The organism is Aminobacter sp. P4_D5 (assembly GCF_056401815.1).
The window spans coordinates 1-14,355 of record NZ_JBFUIP010000022.1 but is presented as its reverse complement, the minus strand read 5'-3'; the positions used below and the strand labels follow the sequence as shown (position 1 = coordinate 14,355).

The 14,355-nt window shown below is 61.6% G+C and carries 12 protein-coding genes and 2 pseudogenes; 9 read left to right on the top strand and 5 right to left on the bottom strand.

All coding sequences use genetic code 11. The features are described 5' to 3' along the window. Positions 1 to 77 precede the first annotated feature (77 nt). From AC1DWF_RS07500 to AC1DWF_RS07490, 3 genes are all read right to left on the bottom strand, one after another. Positions 78 to 1,166, bottom strand: coding sequence for a YcjF family protein (locus tag AC1DWF_RS07500; protein WP_476784389.1), 1,089 nt, complete (start codon positions 1,164 to 1,166; stop codon positions 78 to 80). Beyond that, on the bottom strand, positions 1,163 to 2,635 hold the full coding sequence (locus AC1DWF_RS07495; RefSeq protein ID WP_476784388.1) for a YcjX family GTP-binding protein: 1,473 nt from the start codon (positions 2,633 to 2,635) through the stop codon (positions 1,163 to 1,165). The genes AC1DWF_RS07500 and AC1DWF_RS07495 overlap by 4 nt, the downstream gene beginning before the upstream one ends. A 67-nt stretch (positions 2,636 to 2,702) precedes the next feature. Then, positions 2,703 to 3,206, bottom strand: coding sequence for a SixA phosphatase family protein (locus AC1DWF_RS07490; protein ID WP_476784387.1), 504 nt, complete (start codon positions 3,204 to 3,206; stop codon positions 2,703 to 2,705). Between the two features lie 245 nt (positions 3,207 to 3,451). On the opposite strand from AC1DWF_RS07490, the gene dksA reads away from it, so the two are divergent. Next, complete coding sequence (gene dksA / locus AC1DWF_RS07485) at positions 3,452 to 3,868, top strand: RNA polymerase-binding protein DksA (RefSeq protein ID WP_476784386.1); 417 nt, start codon at positions 3,452 to 3,454, stop codon at positions 3,866 to 3,868. Between the two features lie 70 nt (positions 3,869 to 3,938). Here the strand turns inward: dksA and AC1DWF_RS07480 are convergent, their stop codons facing one another. Next, a complete protein-coding gene (locus AC1DWF_RS07480) occupies positions 3,939 to 4,673 on the bottom strand; it encodes a hypothetical protein (RefSeq protein ID WP_476787680.1) in 735 nt (244 codons plus the stop codon). A 209-nt stretch (positions 4,674 to 4,882) separates the two neighbouring features. On the opposite strand from AC1DWF_RS07480, the gene cckA reads away from it, so the two are divergent. The 4 genes and pseudogenes from cckA to AC1DWF_RS07460 all read left to right on the top strand — a co-directional run. Further along, positions 4,883 to 7,474: a cell cycle histidine kinase CckA gene (gene cckA / locus AC1DWF_RS07475; protein WP_476787679.1), complete on the top strand. Its 2,592-nt coding sequence runs from the start codon at positions 4,883 to 4,885 to the stop codon at positions 7,472 to 7,474. 107 nt (positions 7,475 to 7,581) lie between these two features. Continuing rightward, on the top strand, positions 7,582 to 8,331 hold the full coding sequence (gene deoD, locus AC1DWF_RS07470; protein WP_476785975.1) for a purine-nucleoside phosphorylase: 750 nt from the start codon (positions 7,582 to 7,584) through the stop codon (positions 8,329 to 8,331). Between the two features lie 189 nt (positions 8,332 to 8,520). Then, positions 8,521 to 8,697, top strand: a complete 177-nt coding sequence (locus AC1DWF_RS07465; RefSeq protein ID WP_476785976.1) for a hypothetical protein — start codon at positions 8,521 to 8,523, stop codon at positions 8,695 to 8,697. A gap of 298 nt (positions 8,698 to 8,995) precedes the next feature. Further along, a pseudogene (locus AC1DWF_RS07460) lies at positions 8,996 to 10,012 on the top strand (DEAD/DEAH box helicase); the annotation flags it as partial. 544 nt (positions 10,013 to 10,556) lie between these two features. On the opposite strand, the gene AC1DWF_RS07455 reads toward AC1DWF_RS07460, so the two are convergent. Then, complete coding sequence (locus tag AC1DWF_RS07455; protein ID WP_476841557.1) at positions 10,557 to 11,378, bottom strand: SDR family NAD(P)-dependent oxidoreductase; 822 nt, start codon at positions 11,376 to 11,378, stop codon at positions 10,557 to 10,559. Between the two features lie 191 nt (positions 11,379 to 11,569). Here AC1DWF_RS07455 and AC1DWF_RS07450 point away from each other — a divergent pair, with 191 nt between their 5' ends. The 4 genes and pseudogenes from AC1DWF_RS07450 to AC1DWF_RS07435 form a co-directional block, all read left to right on the top strand. Next, positions 11,570 to 12,601 carry a cysteine synthase A gene (locus AC1DWF_RS07450; RefSeq protein WP_476786345.1) on the top strand — a complete coding sequence of 344 codons (1,032 nt, stop codon included), beginning with the start codon at positions 11,570 to 11,572 and terminating at the stop codon, positions 12,599 to 12,601. After that, entirely contained in the window at positions 12,601 to 13,344 is a 744-nt protein-coding gene (locus tag AC1DWF_RS07445; protein ID WP_476786344.1) for an alanyl-tRNA editing protein, read from the top strand. The genes AC1DWF_RS07450 and AC1DWF_RS07445 overlap by 1 nt, the downstream gene beginning before the upstream one ends. Before the next feature lie 15 nt (positions 13,345 to 13,359). Next, positions 13,360 to 14,211, top strand: a complete 852-nt coding sequence (gene sseA, locus AC1DWF_RS07440; RefSeq protein ID WP_476787678.1) for a 3-mercaptopyruvate sulfurtransferase — start codon at positions 13,360 to 13,362, stop codon at positions 14,209 to 14,211. Positions 14,212 to 14,213: 2 nt separating this feature from the next. Then, positions 14,214 to 14,355 (top strand): annotated as a pseudogene (locus tag AC1DWF_RS07435) (GNAT family N-acetyltransferase); the annotation flags it as partial.

The following is a 14,355-nucleotide window of genomic DNA, read 5'->3' as shown; positions in this document are numbered from 1 at the left end:
TTCATGGGCACACCCGACAGCAGGAAACTGGAACAATTGGTTGAAAAGACCATGACCAAGAATGGTTAATGCTTCGTCTATTTGGCCTTTTCGCTGCCCTTGTCCTTGGTTGCAAATGTGGTGAGAGCGGCGAGGAAATCGCCCATGCCGGGACGCTTCATCGCGGCAAAGGGCAGGGGGCGCGCGGTCTCCATCGCGGCTATGCCGATACGCGCGGTCATCATCCCGTTGACCACGCCTTCGCCGAGCTTTGCCGAAAGTTTCGCAGCCAGGCCGTGGCCGACCAATTGCTGGACGAAACTGTCGCCGACGGCGATCGAGCCGGTGACGGCGAGGTGGGCGAGGGCTGCTCGGGCAAGTCGGAAGAAGCCGAGCGTGCCAGGGCGTCCGCCGTAAAGCTCGGCTAGCCGGCGTATCAGGCGACCGGCTTCGAACACGACATAGGCGATGTCGACCAATGCGCGCGGGCTGACCGCCGTCACCAGCGACACGCGTTTGGCAGCGTCCAGGATCAGGATCTTTGCCTGTGCATCGAGCGGTGTCAGAATCTCGGTTTCTGCGAGCCGCACGAGGTCAGCGCCATCGATCACGTCGCTACGCAGATCCGCAAGCGTACGCCTCCCGGCTGCCGTTTCAGGTTTCGACGCCAAAAGATTCGACAATTCATCGACGACATTGCGTGCCAAGCCCGGGTCATTGCGTTCGATGGCATCGGTTGCCCGGTTGCGCAGCCGCTCGACTGAAGCGAGGCGGAAGACGGCGAGAAGCTCGCGAACAAGAATGACCAGCAACGCAAGCGCCGCGATACCGGCGGCGCCTATGGCGAGCCAACCGAGCCAATCAGCGCGGGTGAACAGGTCACGGATCAGCCGGTCGGTCCAAAGCCCGACACCGAGCGAAATCAAAACACCTGCTGCGGCAAGAAAGATTGCGCCGAGGCGGGACTTGCGCTTGGGCGCAGTTGCCGGCGGCGGTTCGGCGGCAGCGATGCTGGGCTCGTCAAACACATCGAATTCGGCCGGTGTGACAATCGCAGCCTCGGCGGCGAGCGCGCGCGGCTTGCGCTCGGCAGGCTGGGACACTTGCGTTTTCTTGCTCGCGGCCACGTCTTGCAGGGCAATTTCCGGTTCGATGCGGAACGCCGCAGGCTTTCGGGGAGCGCTCATGCGAGGTGATCTCCGATGAGGAACTGCAGGGCGCGGTCAAGCCGGATATGCGGCAGCGACAGTGTCATGCCTTCGGCCGTGCGCTCGAGCCGGGGTGGGCGGAAGCGCACGAAGCGGATCGTCGGGTCGTTCGCGTCCTGGCGGTGATTGGTGCCAAAATCCTGGAACACGACATCGGCTTTTTCGGGTAAGTCACCGGGAAATATGGCGGTTTCGGTATTGCCGTCAAAACGGTCCTCGCCGATGGTCTCGCCTTCGATCGGCGTGCCGATGATGACGGGCAGTGTCTCTCGACCTTGTTTGACCGTGCCCTCGCGGGTGGCGCGGACTGCGGCCAGCGCAAGAACGTCGACTTCGGCGCCTGAGAGATTGGCGCGTGCAACGGCGCGATCGGTCAGCCGCCGCACGATCGCCTGCAGCTTGTCGTGGCTTTCATGGTGCAGATGATCTGCCTTGGTCGCAGCGACCAGAATGCGGTCGATGCGGCGCGAAAACAGGTCGGTGAACAGGTTGCCGCGACCGGGACGGAAGCAGGCCAGGATTTCCGTCACCGCGCGTTCGAGGTCGGCGATGGCGCCAGGGCCTGCATTCAGCGCCTGCATTGCATCGATCAGCACGATTTGCCGGTCGAGGCGGGCAATGTGCTCGCGGAAGAACGGCTTTACCACATGGGTCTTGTAGGCCTCGTAACGCCGCTCCATCATCGCGTGCAGCGAACCGGGGCGCGCCCGCTGGGCGAGGCCAGGCAGCGGGGCAAATGTCAGCGCCGGCGAGCCTTCTAGGTCGCCCGGCATCAGGAACCGTCCTGGCGGCAGCGTCGACAGTGCGCGCTCGTCATCCTTGCACGCCTTGAGATAGGCGGCAAAACTCTCGAACAGGCGCCGCGCTGTCATCTCGTCGGCGTCCGCTTCGGGCTTCACCGTGGCTGCAAGCTCGCGCCAGCCTTCCGACAGGTCTGCCCGAACCGGCAAACCTGCCAGCTCAAACGCCTCTCTGGAGAAGTCGTCGTAACTCTTGCCCAGCAGCGGCAGGTCGAGCAGCCATTCGCCGGGGTAGTCGACGAGGTCGACCGACAGCTTTCCCGCTGAAAACATGCGGTTCCAGCCTGAAGCCGATTCAAATTCTATCGTCAGCCTGAGTTCCGATATGGCGCGTGTCGAGTCCGGCCAGATCCGCTGGTCGACGAGCGCTCCGACATGATCCTCATATTGAAAACGGGGCACCGCGTCGTCGGGCTGCTCTTCGAGGAAGGCGCGCGAAATACGCCCCGATTTCTGCGCTTCAAACAGCGGCAACCGCCCGCCATGGATCAGATTGTGCACGAAGGCCGTGATGAACACGGTCTTGCCAGCCCGTGAAAGGCCGGTGACGCCAAGCCGCAGCGAAGGCGCAAACATACCCGTGGCACGGCCGGAAAGCGTGTCGAGGGCAATACGCGCCTCGTCGGTGAAAGTGGTCAGAGACGCCAATCGTCGATCCCCATGAGGTCGCGTCGGATATAGGTCGCGCCGACGGGATTTGAAATGGCGTGCAATTTCAAAGATCAGCTGGCGTGAGGAAAGCTTCGAGATAACCTTGGCCGAGCTCGGCAGCGGAAAGCTCGCCTTCGAACCGGACCACGGCTAGCCCCGACGTCGGAAAACCTGTTTGCAGCGTATGTATGGCAGCCTCATCGCCGTCGCCCGAAACGGCCATGGCGAGGTCCTCCATCATCGGATTGTGACCGATGATGAGGATAGAACCGTGCCGGCCATTTTCCCGGATTTTCTCCAGATACCCGGCGGCGTCCGCACTGTAGAGATCATCGGTGAAAACCACCCGTCCGGTATCTGCGTGGCCGGCGATACCTTCCAGGGTTTCGCGGGCGCGCCGGGCGTTGGAGCAGAGCGTCAGTTCGGGAACATAGCCATTGGCGCGCATCGCCCTGCCGGTTGCTTCGGCATCCGCGACGCCGGTGGCGTCGAGCGGGCGGTCGAAATCCCTGACGCCGGGCAGCGCCCAGCCAGCCTTGGCGTGCCTGAGAAGATAGAGCTTGCTCAAATGTCGCTCCCGGGAAGCTCAAGCTCCCGACGAGCCTGTGCCAACAGCCATCTGAGGATGTAGCCAAGCGCCAGGCACCTTGCAACCGGACGATGCCGTTCCTCGTTGCTTGTGCAGGAGAGTTGCGCTCTTGCCACGCCCGAATCACTACACGCAGGCCTGYGACAACTTTTCCAGGAATGCTCTTGTGTGAGGGTTGACCCGCGAATATATAGGCGGCGAAACGGGGTTATCGGGTGAGTCGAATGAACGATACCGTTACACTTGGTTATGTGCCCTCTGAGGAGGAGCCGTTCATGAGCGAACGGCAGAAGTCTTACTTCAGAGCTAAGTTGATTGCCTGGAAGAACGACATCTTCCGCGAAGCTCGCGAAACACTCGAAATACTCCAGCAGGAAAATGCCAACCACCCGGATCTTGCCGATCGCGCATCATCCGAGACGGACCGTGCCATCGAACTTCGAGCGCGCGACCGTCAACGCAAGTTGATCTCCAAGATCGACTCGGCGCTGCAGAGAATTGACGAGGGAACCTACGGCTATTGCGAGGAGACTGGCGAACCGATCTCGCTGAAGCGACTGGACGCGCGTCCGATCGCCACGCTGTCGATCGAAGCTCAGGAGCGTCATGAGCGCCGCGAAAAAGTCTATCGAGACGACTGATTGCGGAATATCGAAGAAATGAAAAAGGCGGCCTCGGCCGCCTTTTTTGCGTGTACTATCCGATGGCGCATTATCGCTTATGGCTCGAAAGCTCGCCGAGCAGTTTCGCCATTTCATCGTCGAGTGACGGATCGGCGATCTTGACCGCCTTGGTCTGGGGTTTGTCGTCGAGCGAAACCTCGAGTTCCTTCATCAGTGTATCGTCGATGGCGTCACGGGGCGGTACCGCCGCAGGCGTAGGTGCTTGCCGCACCGGTGCGGAATTGCTTGGCTGGGCATATGCTTGCGGCACTGGGTTCGGCGCGGCTTGGGGTGCTGGTGCGACTGGCATCCTGGGCGGAGCAGGGCGCGGCTGCGCTGGTGCAAGAGCGGGCTGCTGCTGCTGCGGCCTGGTTGGTGCTTGTGCCGCCGGTTGCGGGGCTGCCTGTTGTACAGGTGCTGGCTGGCGAGGTCTCGGGGGCGCGTCCTGCCCGCCCTCGCTGCCTGTCAATGCAGGGCGGCGCGGTGCACTCATGCGGATGTCTGTTTCGATTACGACGTCGGTTGGACCGCCGATCAGCAGTAGATGCTCGATGTCGTCACGGCGCACCAGCACCAGCCGCCTTTGGCTGTCGACGGCGGTTGCGTCCATGACGGCGAGGCGGGTCTTCCTGTTCCTGCCACCGGCAACGAACGTGCCGAAGGTCAGGCTGCGGATCAGCTTGACGATGACAAGCACGATGACGAGCAACACCAGCGCGGCAAAGGTCCACAGCACCGCCGCCGCATATCCGGGTCCCGCTACGTTATCTAGCCATTCGAACATGTCTTACCCCCGTCGCCGCGCCGGGGCGACACTAACCCTTAGCTGCCGCGCACGGCAAGTTGCCATTCACGCGTTACAGGCAAGATTGAAGCTAAGCGCATGATCTTGCCCCGAGCTTGCACCGCCTTTTTGTGTCTGGGCCTTTTCCCGGTAAGGAGAATGTGATTCAACCGCTTCCTTATGAGGGAGCCGGAGAGACTCGCAGGGGCATGGCCAAAGAAACGCGCAACGATTTCTATCCGGTTCCGATCGTGGATCAGGCGGCGCGCCCCGATGCCATCACCCGGCTGATCATCTTCATCGTCGTTCTGACCGGCGCTGCCATCGTTTTTGGAATCTTTCGCGAGCGCCTGGGCGATCCATTTCTGATGGGTATGCTTGGCGTGCTCGCCATGATCGGCGTTGGCTACCTTTTTGCGACCGCGATCGGCTTCGTCCAGATTTCCCCGCGCTCGCCTTCAGATGGCCTTTCCAAGGCCTTTGTCGATTCCATGTCGCAGGGCCTTGTCGTAACCGATGCCAAGGGCCGTGTCGTTTATGCCAACCGCGCATATGCCGACATGACAGGCGCGACCACGGCGTCGGACCTGAAGACTGTCGAAGGGTTGCTCTCGGACGTGACCGAGGCGTCGGCGACCATTTCGCAGCTGGCGTCGGGTTTGCGTGACGGCCAGCCGGGCGACGGCGAATTCCGCCTCGCGCAATCCGTTCGACCAGGCGCTGCGCCCGGCGCACGCTGGTACCGGGTGCGGGCACGCGCGTTCAATGTGCCAGGCCAGCGCCAGCCTCTAAACGCTTGGCAGCTAGCCGATATTTCGCCTGAGAGAGCGGAGCAGGAGCGGTTCTTCCTCGACCTGCAGCAGGCCATCGACCATCTCGACCACGCCCCGGCTGGATTCTTCTCGGCTGACCAGGATGGCCGCATTACCTACGTCAACGCGACCCTGGCCGAGTGGCTCGGCATCGACCTTGCAAGTTTTACGCCTGGAGCCATCAGCCTCGACGAGGTCGTCGCCGGCGACGGCATGGCGCTTGTCCGTTCGGTCAAGGCCGATCCGGGTACGACGCGCAATGCGGTGATCGACCTCGATCTTGCAACGATCAACGGCGAGGCATTGCCGGTGCGCTTCATGCATCGCGTCTCGGCCAGTCGTGAAGGCATCAACGGCCCGACGCGGACGATCGTGCTCAACCGCACCCAGGGCGAGGATTCGTCGGCGCAGCTGCGCGCTTCGGAAGTGCGCTTCACCCGTTTTTTCAATTCCACGCCGATGGCGATTGCCGGTGTCGATCACAACGGGCGCATCCTGCGCACCAATGCGCCGTTCCTGTCGCTGTTCTCGTCGGTGGTCGACCGCGATGCCGTGGATCGGAAGGTGCGTCTCGACACGGTCATCCACGACCGCGACCGAGCCGCTTTTGCTGCGGCCCTCCAAAGGGCGCATCAGCGCCAGGCCGATATTGCCCCCATCGACACGGTGATGCCGGACAATGAGGAGCGCCATATGCGCTTCTACGTCAACGCGGTGGCTGACGGTTCTGATGCTGAGGGTGCCGAAGAGGCCGCGATCGTTTATGCCGTCGAGACGACCGAGCAGAAGGCGCTCGAAAACCAGATGGCCCAGAGCCAGAAGATGCAGGCCGTGGGGCAGCTTGCAGGTGGCATCGCCCACGACTTCAACAATGTGCTGACCGCCATCATCATGGCATCGGACCTTTTGCTGACCAATCACCGCCCGTCGGACCCGTCGTTCCCCGACATCATGAACATCAAGCAGAACGCCAACCGCGCCGCATCGCTGGTCAGGCAGCTTCTGGCATTCTCGCGCAAGCAGACGCTGCGTCCGGAAGTGCTCAACCTCACCGACGTTCTCGCCGATCTGCGCACTCTTGTAGCGCGCCTTGTCGGCAACGGCATCAAGCTCAAGGTGGACCATGGCCGCGACCTGTGGCCTGTACGTGCCGATATAGGCCAGCTCGAACAGGTGGTGGTCAATCTCGCGGTCAACGCGCGCGATGCGATGCCAGCAGGCGGTGACCTGGTGGTACGCACCAAGAACGTGCCGGCCGAAGAGTCCAAGGCTTATGGTTATCGCGAGCTGGTGGCAGCCGACTATGTGGTGATAGAGGTCGAGGATACCGGTAGCGGCATCGCGCCCGAGGTGTTGAAGAAGATATTCGAACCATTCTTTACCACCAAGGAAGTCGGCAAAGGCACCGGCCTTGGCCTGTCGATGGTCTACGGCATCATCAAGCAGACCGGCGGGTTCATTTATTGTGACTCCGAAGTCGGCAAGGGCACCGTATTCCGCATCTTCCTGCCGCGGCATGTCGTGAAGCCACAGTCGGTGGAGGAAGCCAAAGCTGGTGCCGAGGCAGCAGCACTTGCCAAATCGGAGGCCGCACCGAGCAATGTCGCCAAGGATCTTTCCGGTTCGGCGACCGTTCTTTTGGTTGAAGACGAGGATGCCGTGCGCATGGGCGGCGTGAGGGCGCTTACCTCGCGTGGCTACACCGTTCACGAAGCATCGTCTGGCGTGGAGGCGCTCGAGATATTCGATGAGCTCCAAGGCCAGATCGACATTGTCGTTTCGGATGTGGTGATGCCCGAGATGGATGGGCCGACGTTGCTCGGTGAGCTGCGCAAGCGCCAGCCGGATATCAAGTTCGTCTTCGTTTCCGGTTATGCCGAAGATGCCTTTGCCAGGAACCTACCCGCTGACGCGCAGTTCGGTTTCCTGCCCAAGCCGTTCTCGCTCAAGCAGCTGGCAACGGTCGTCAAAGAGGTGCTTGAAAGCTAAAGGCAGCACAGCTACGCTGTGTTCAGGTCTGCCCGACCTTTTGAACCGCTTCCCCGCAGGCATTTATGGTGCCATCATGCCGGTAAGCGCGTCGTCGGGGTGGACATATGCAGACAACGCCGCACAACGAAGCAAAACGAGGCGACTACGCCGAGGCCGTTCTGTTGCCTGGCGATCCTCAGCGTGCGGAATGGATTGCCGCGACTTTCCTTGAAGACGTCAGATGCGTAAACCGGCTGCGCGGTGCACTTGGCTACACAGGCAGATTCCGCGGTATGCCGGTAAGCGTGCAGACGACCGGAATAGGTGCGCCCTCGCTTGCCATCTATGCACATGAATTGCTTGAGACCTACGGCGTGAAGACGCTGATCCGCGTCGGCACCTGCGGCGGCCTGGCCGAGCACGTCAAGTTGCGCAGCCTGGTCATCTCGCAATCCTCGAGCAGCGACAGCGCCATCAATCGCCAGTTCTTCGGCGTTTATGATTACGCGCCGAGCGCTGATTTCGAGTTGCTGCGCCGCGCGGCGGCGCGGGCAGCAGAATTGGCCCTCGATCATCATGTCGGCCAAACGGCATCGAGCGACGTGTTTTACCATCCTGACGTGCTTGGGCGATTTGCCGGGGTGCGAGCCCATGGCGCACTGGCGGTCGATATGGAGACCAACGCGCTTTACACTGTTGCCGCCCGCTTTCGTGCAAAGGCACTATCGATCTGCACCGTGGTCGACAGTCTGGTGACTGGTGAGGAGACTGATCCGGCCGAGCGGCAGGCATTATTTTCCGAAATGGTGCGGCTTGCACTCGATGTCGCAACCGGGCCTTCGGCGGCGGCCGGGCCGGATACCTCTCAGCGCTAGCGCGGTCCTGCGCCCGTGCTAACATTGCTGCGGCCTTGTGAGTCGGCCGCTTTTCCCGTGTCTCCCCGATCGAAGAATGGAATCGCCGGCCGCGCCGGCAAGTTCCGCGCAAGCTGCGATCCATACTTCTGATTGGACGTTCTGGTCTGTGTTCATTGCGTATGGGCAATCGGACGAAGGGACAGCCTGATGGAACAGTTTGTCGAGGAAAGCATGAAGAGGCGTCTGACCGAACCGGTCGACATACTCACCGCAGTCAGCATATTGAAATCGCACGGCTATTGGGGGGACGAGCTGATCATTGCGATCACCAGGATATTCTATGTCGATCTGGACACTTTCAACGAGGTTGTCGGCACCGTCTGACGCAGATCGATGTCCGAATGTTCGATTTGTCATGTTGCGTTGCAGCATGGTGGGCTTGCTATTTGTGGCCAAATCATCCATATGCGGCGTCATAGGCGCTTGAGCCGGGCTTACGGCTTTCTCCTAAGAGAGACTGGTTGCGTCTGTTTTCACCCTTTCCGGCAACGGAAGGCGGCGAAATAGACCCGCGGCATGAGGCCAGCGGGCACGACAGCGCAGCCGAGCGGACGGTCGTCCGCCGCCTTGTCGTTTCACGAGAGATTGAGGCCGGCAGGTTGCGCCCTGCCGCCATTGTTGTTTGTGGCGGAAAGCCACACGAAAGAAGAAGATATTGACGAATGAAATCAATGCGGAGCTGAACGGCTTCGCCAAACTCGGCATTACCGGCGCTCTGCTCAAGGCTACCCAGCTTGCGGGCTTCACCGAGCCCAAGCCGATCCAGGTCGAATCCATTCCGGCTCAGCTGGCTGGTCGCGACATTCTCGGCATCGCCCAGACCGGTTCGGGCAAGACCGCTGCGTTTTCGCTGCCGATTCTGTCCAAGATAGTTGCGCTTGGCACCAAGCGCCGACCCAAGACGGCGCGCGCACTGATCCTTGCACCGACGCGTGAACTCGCCGTGCAGATCGAAGACACCATCAAGATTCTGGCCAAGGGCGCGCATATCTCGACAGCCCTGGTCCTCGGCGGCGTGTCGCGCTTCTCGCAGGTCAAGAAGATCGCTCCAGGCGTCGACATTTTGATCGCCACGCCCGGCCGCCTGACCGACCTCGTCCGTGAGGGCGACCTTGTGCTGGCCGATACCCAGTGGCTGGTCCTCGACGAGGCCGACCGCATGCTCGACATGGGCTTCATCAACGACGTCAAGCGTATCGCCAAGGCGACTGCGCGTAACCGTCAGACCGCTCTGTTTTCGGCAACCATGCCCGCCGAGATCGCCGAGCTGGCGCAAGGCCTGCTCAAGGATCCGATTCGTGTCGAGGTTGCGCCGCAGGGCACGACCGCGGCTGAAATCCGCCAGAGCATCATTCTGGCCCGCACCAAGCAGAAGCGTCAGATCCTGGCCAAGATGCTGGGTGATGAATCCATGACCTCGGTCCTGGTCTTTGCCCGCACCAAGCATGGTGCCGACCGTGTCGTGAAGGATCTGGATCGCGACGGCTTTGTCGCCGCCGTCATTCACGGCAACAAGTCGCAGAACGCGCGTCAGGCCGCACTCAACGGCTTCCGCGCCGGTAAGGTCCGCATTCTGGTCGCAACCGACATCGCGGCACGCGGTATCGACGTGCCTGGCATCAGCCACGTCGTGAACTTCGACCTGCCTGACGAAGCCGAAAGCTATGTCCATCGCATCGGTCGTACCGGCCGTAACGGCGCCAACGGCGTTGCGGTCACGCTTGTCGATCCCTCGGAAAACTCCAAGTTGAGGCAGGTCGAGCGCATCATCCGCATGAAGCTGACCATCGATGCCGACCATCTTGGCGAGCCCGATCCGGCTCGTCCGGCCGGTGAGCGCAACTTTGTGCCGGCCAACGACCGTGGTGACCGCGAGGAACGCCGGCCCAGCGGTCAGCGCCCACGTGGCAATAATGGCGGCAAGCCCAAGGGCGATCGTCCGAATGGCGCGGCCCCCAAGGGCGGCAAGCGCCGCTTTGGCGCACGCAAGCCGAACACGCGCGCAGCGTAACCGGTGCAGCAGATCGGGCCGGCTTGGTCCATTTGCTGACATGACTGGATAAGTCAGGGCGGTCGGAGCAATGCTTCGGCCGCCCTTTCGTTATGTGCGGATGCAGGGGCGCGATCGTCTTCTATCTCCGTGCCCGCGCCGCCAAACCCTAAGCCGTGGCGAAGACTGAGCGTCAGTCGAAGCTCGAACGCTTGAGGTATACCAAAGGTTCGGCCTTCCACCGCGTGGCGATGCGTAGCGCCTTTTCCCGCAGAGGCCGTGGCAGCAAAAACAGCAATTTCATGCCCCAGGTGAGGCGGCGGGGGAAGGTGACCTCAAAACCGCTTTTGCGTATTGCTTTGCAGATTCGCGCTGCCGCAGCCTCGACCGGCATCATCGCCGGCATCGAGAAGGGTGCTGTTTCCGTCAGCGGCGTGTCGATGAAGCCGGGGTTCATCACCTGCGTTCGGATGTTCATCTTGTCGAAGTCGAACTTCAGCGCTTCGGCCATGATGTTGACCGCAGCCTTGGTCGCGCCATAGGCAGYCGTCGTTGGCCAACCGAAATAGCTGCTGATCGAACCCATGAACACGACATGGCCACGTCCGCGATTGCGCATGCGTTCGATGACGGGCACCAGCCCGTTGATGACGCCGAAGACGTTGACTTCAAAACTCTGGCGGAAGGCTGCGATGCGCAGGTTGTCACCGGTCGCGGGTAAGTAGGTCCCGGCATYGAAGATGGCGAGCACGATGGGGCCAGCCTGCGCCTCGATGGCGGCGACTACAGCGGCCATGCCGGCTTCGTCGGTGACGTCGGAAGGGAACGAAAGTACACGACCCTTCATGCCCTTGGTTTCGTCGATCAGCGAGTCGATCGGATCACTGGGCCGGACGGTGACGGCGACGGTGTAGCCATTGCTGGCCAGCATGCGGGCAACGCTGCGGCCAATACCGGTGCTGCCGCCGGTAATCCATGCGACCCCATCTTCTGGATTGGCCCGATATGTGCTCACTTTGAATCCCTCGGCAGTGCAGCTTATGAAGCTCTAGCGAGGCCCCATTCACATGGAAAGGCTGTTTTGGGACCGCAGCATAGGGGCATGTGCTCGTTGACGCCCGGATGCGAGTGGTCCAGACAATTTCATCCCTTGAAAGCACCGCCTCACATTTCTAGGGTTCACAGTCGAATTAGGAAGGAATCTTCATGCGCTCGGTGATCGATGCCATCGGCAATACGCCTCTCATCCGGCTCAAGCGGGCCTCGGAAGAAACCGGCTGCGAGATACTTGGCAAGGCCGAGTTCATGAATCCCGGCCAGTCGGTCAAGGACCGAGCCGGCCTGTTCATCATCCGCGATGCCGAAAAGCGCGGCCTGCTCCGGCCCGGCGGCGTCATCGTCGAAGGCACGGCCGGCAATACCGGCATCGGCCTGACCGTTGTCGCCAAGGCGCTCGGCTATCGTACGGTGATTGTCATTCCCGATACCCAGAGCCAGGAAAAGAAGGACGCGCTTCGACTGCTCGGCGCCGAGCTAATCGAGGTTCCAGCGGTTCCCTACAAGAACCCGAACAACTATGTGAAGGTTTCCGGCCGCCTGGCCGAGCAACTGGCCAAGTCCGAACCGAACGGGGCCATCTGGGCTAATCAGTTCGACAACGTCGCCAACCGCGACGGCCATATGCGCACGACAGCGGAAGAAATCTGGCAGCAGACCTGCGGCAAGGTCGATGGCTTTGTCTCAGCGGTCGGTACTGGCGGAACCCTGGCTGGCGTGGCGATGGGGCTGAAGGCGAAGAGTGGCACCGTCAAGATCGCGCTCGCCGATCCGTTGGGTGCTGCACTCTACAGCTTCTACACGACAGGTGAGCTCAAGGCCGAAGGCAGCTCGATCACTGAAGGCATCGGCCAGGGCCGCATCACCGCCAATCTGGAGGGCTTTACGCCCGATTTCTCGTTTCAGATCCCTGACGAGGAGGCACTGCCGATCGTCTTTGGCTTGATCCAGGAGGAGGGCATCTGCGTCGGTGGCTCCACCGGCATCAACATTGCCGGGGCGATCAGGCTCGCCCGCCAGCTCGGCCCCGGCCACACCATCGTCACCGTGCTCGCCGATTTCGGCACGCGTTACCAGTCCAAGCTGTTCAATCCGGAATTCCTGCGCGGCAAGAGCCTGCCTGTGCCCGACTGGATGGAGCGCGAGCCCAGGATTTCGGTTCCGTTCGAGCGGGTGGCGTGATGGCGTTTTCCACCGAGGCGGTTTTTCGCGAAGATGCCTATCTGCGCGAGACCGAGGCCAATGTGGTCGGCATCAACGACCGCGGCGGCATCATCTTCGACCGCACCATCTTTTATGCGACCTCGGGCGGGCAGCCCGGCGATACCGGCGCCTTGATTCGCGATGACGGCAGCCGGATTGCCGTTTCTGCGACCATCACCGGCGAGAGCAAGGACGAGATCATCCACGTGCCGGCGCTGGATCAGGCGATGCCTGAGATCGGCGAACGCCTGAAGCTTGCAATCGACTGGCCGCGCCGGCATCTTTTGATGCGGATGCATGCCGCTTGCCATCTGCTGACTGTCGTTTGCCCATATCCGATCACCGGGGCTGCGGTCAGCGAGGACGATTCGCGTGTCGACTTCGATCTCCCTGATGCCGGCGTCACCAAGGAAGATGTGACGGCGCAGTTGATGGCGCTCGTCCGTGCCAACCATCCGATTTACACGCGGTGGATCTCCGATGACGAGCTTGCTGCCAATCCGACACTGGTGAAGTCCAAGAACGTCCGTCCGCCCTCGGGCACGGGAAAAATCAGACTGGTCTGCATCGGCGATAATGGTTCGATCGACAGCCAGCCCTGCGGCGGAACCCATGTCGCCGGCACGGCTGAAATCGGCGAGATCCACATCGGCAAGATCGAAAAGAAGGGGCGCGAAAACCGCCGCTTCCGCATCCGCTTCGGCGCGATGCCCGCCAACTGAACCGGAGAAGTTGCCATGAGCGAAAAAAGCGCCTTCGTCATTGATGCGGACTGGTTGGAAAAGCGGCTGGGCACGCCCGGACTGTCGATCGTCGACGCATCCTGGTACATGCCCGCACTCAAGCGCGACGCGCGCGCGGAGTATGATGCGGCTCACATTCCCGGTGCGGTGTTCTTCGACCAGGATCTGGTCGTCGACCCGGATTCGGCCTTGCCTCACACCTTGCCTTCGCCTTCGCTGTTCGCGCGCTTTGCCGGTTCGATGGGGATTTCGGCTGACGACACCATCGTCATCTATGACGGGCCGGGGTTCATGGCAGCGCCGCGGGTGTGGTGGATGTTCCGCATCATGGGCGTGTTCCAAGTCTACATTCTGGATGGCGGCTTCGATCGCTGGAAGGCGGCTGGGCGGCCGGTGACGGCCGAGCCGACCAAGACTGCTCCGGGCTTTTTCCATGTCGACTACGATGCATCGAAGGTCGTTTCGCTTGCCGAGATGCGGAAGGTGGTTGATACCGGCAGCGCCCAGGTCGCCGACGCGCGTTCCGCCGGGCGTTTCGAGGGCACCGATCCGGAACCGCGCGCCGGCTTGCGTTCGGGCCACATGCCTGGCGCACGCAACGTGCCTTCCGGCACGCTGTCTGAGAACGGCGAGTTGTTGCCGCTTGATCGTCTGAAGGCAACGCTCGAGGCGGCGGGGCTCGACCTGTCCAAGCCTGTCGTCACTTCCTGCGGCTCAGGCGTGACCGCTGCGATCATCACACTTGCCCTGCAGTCGCTGGGCCATGGCGACAACAGGCTCTATGACGGTTCATGGACAGAATGGGGCGGCATGTCCGACACCCCGGTGGTGACGGGGAAAGCATGAGCATGGCCGTCGACCGCTGCGAAAATATTGAAGTCACGGTCACCTTTCTGGAGATGCATGTGCCGCCGGCCTACACGCCGCCGCTGCCAGTCAATCGCCAGATAGCGCTGCTCAAGACCCGTGACATTCCGCTGCATTATTATA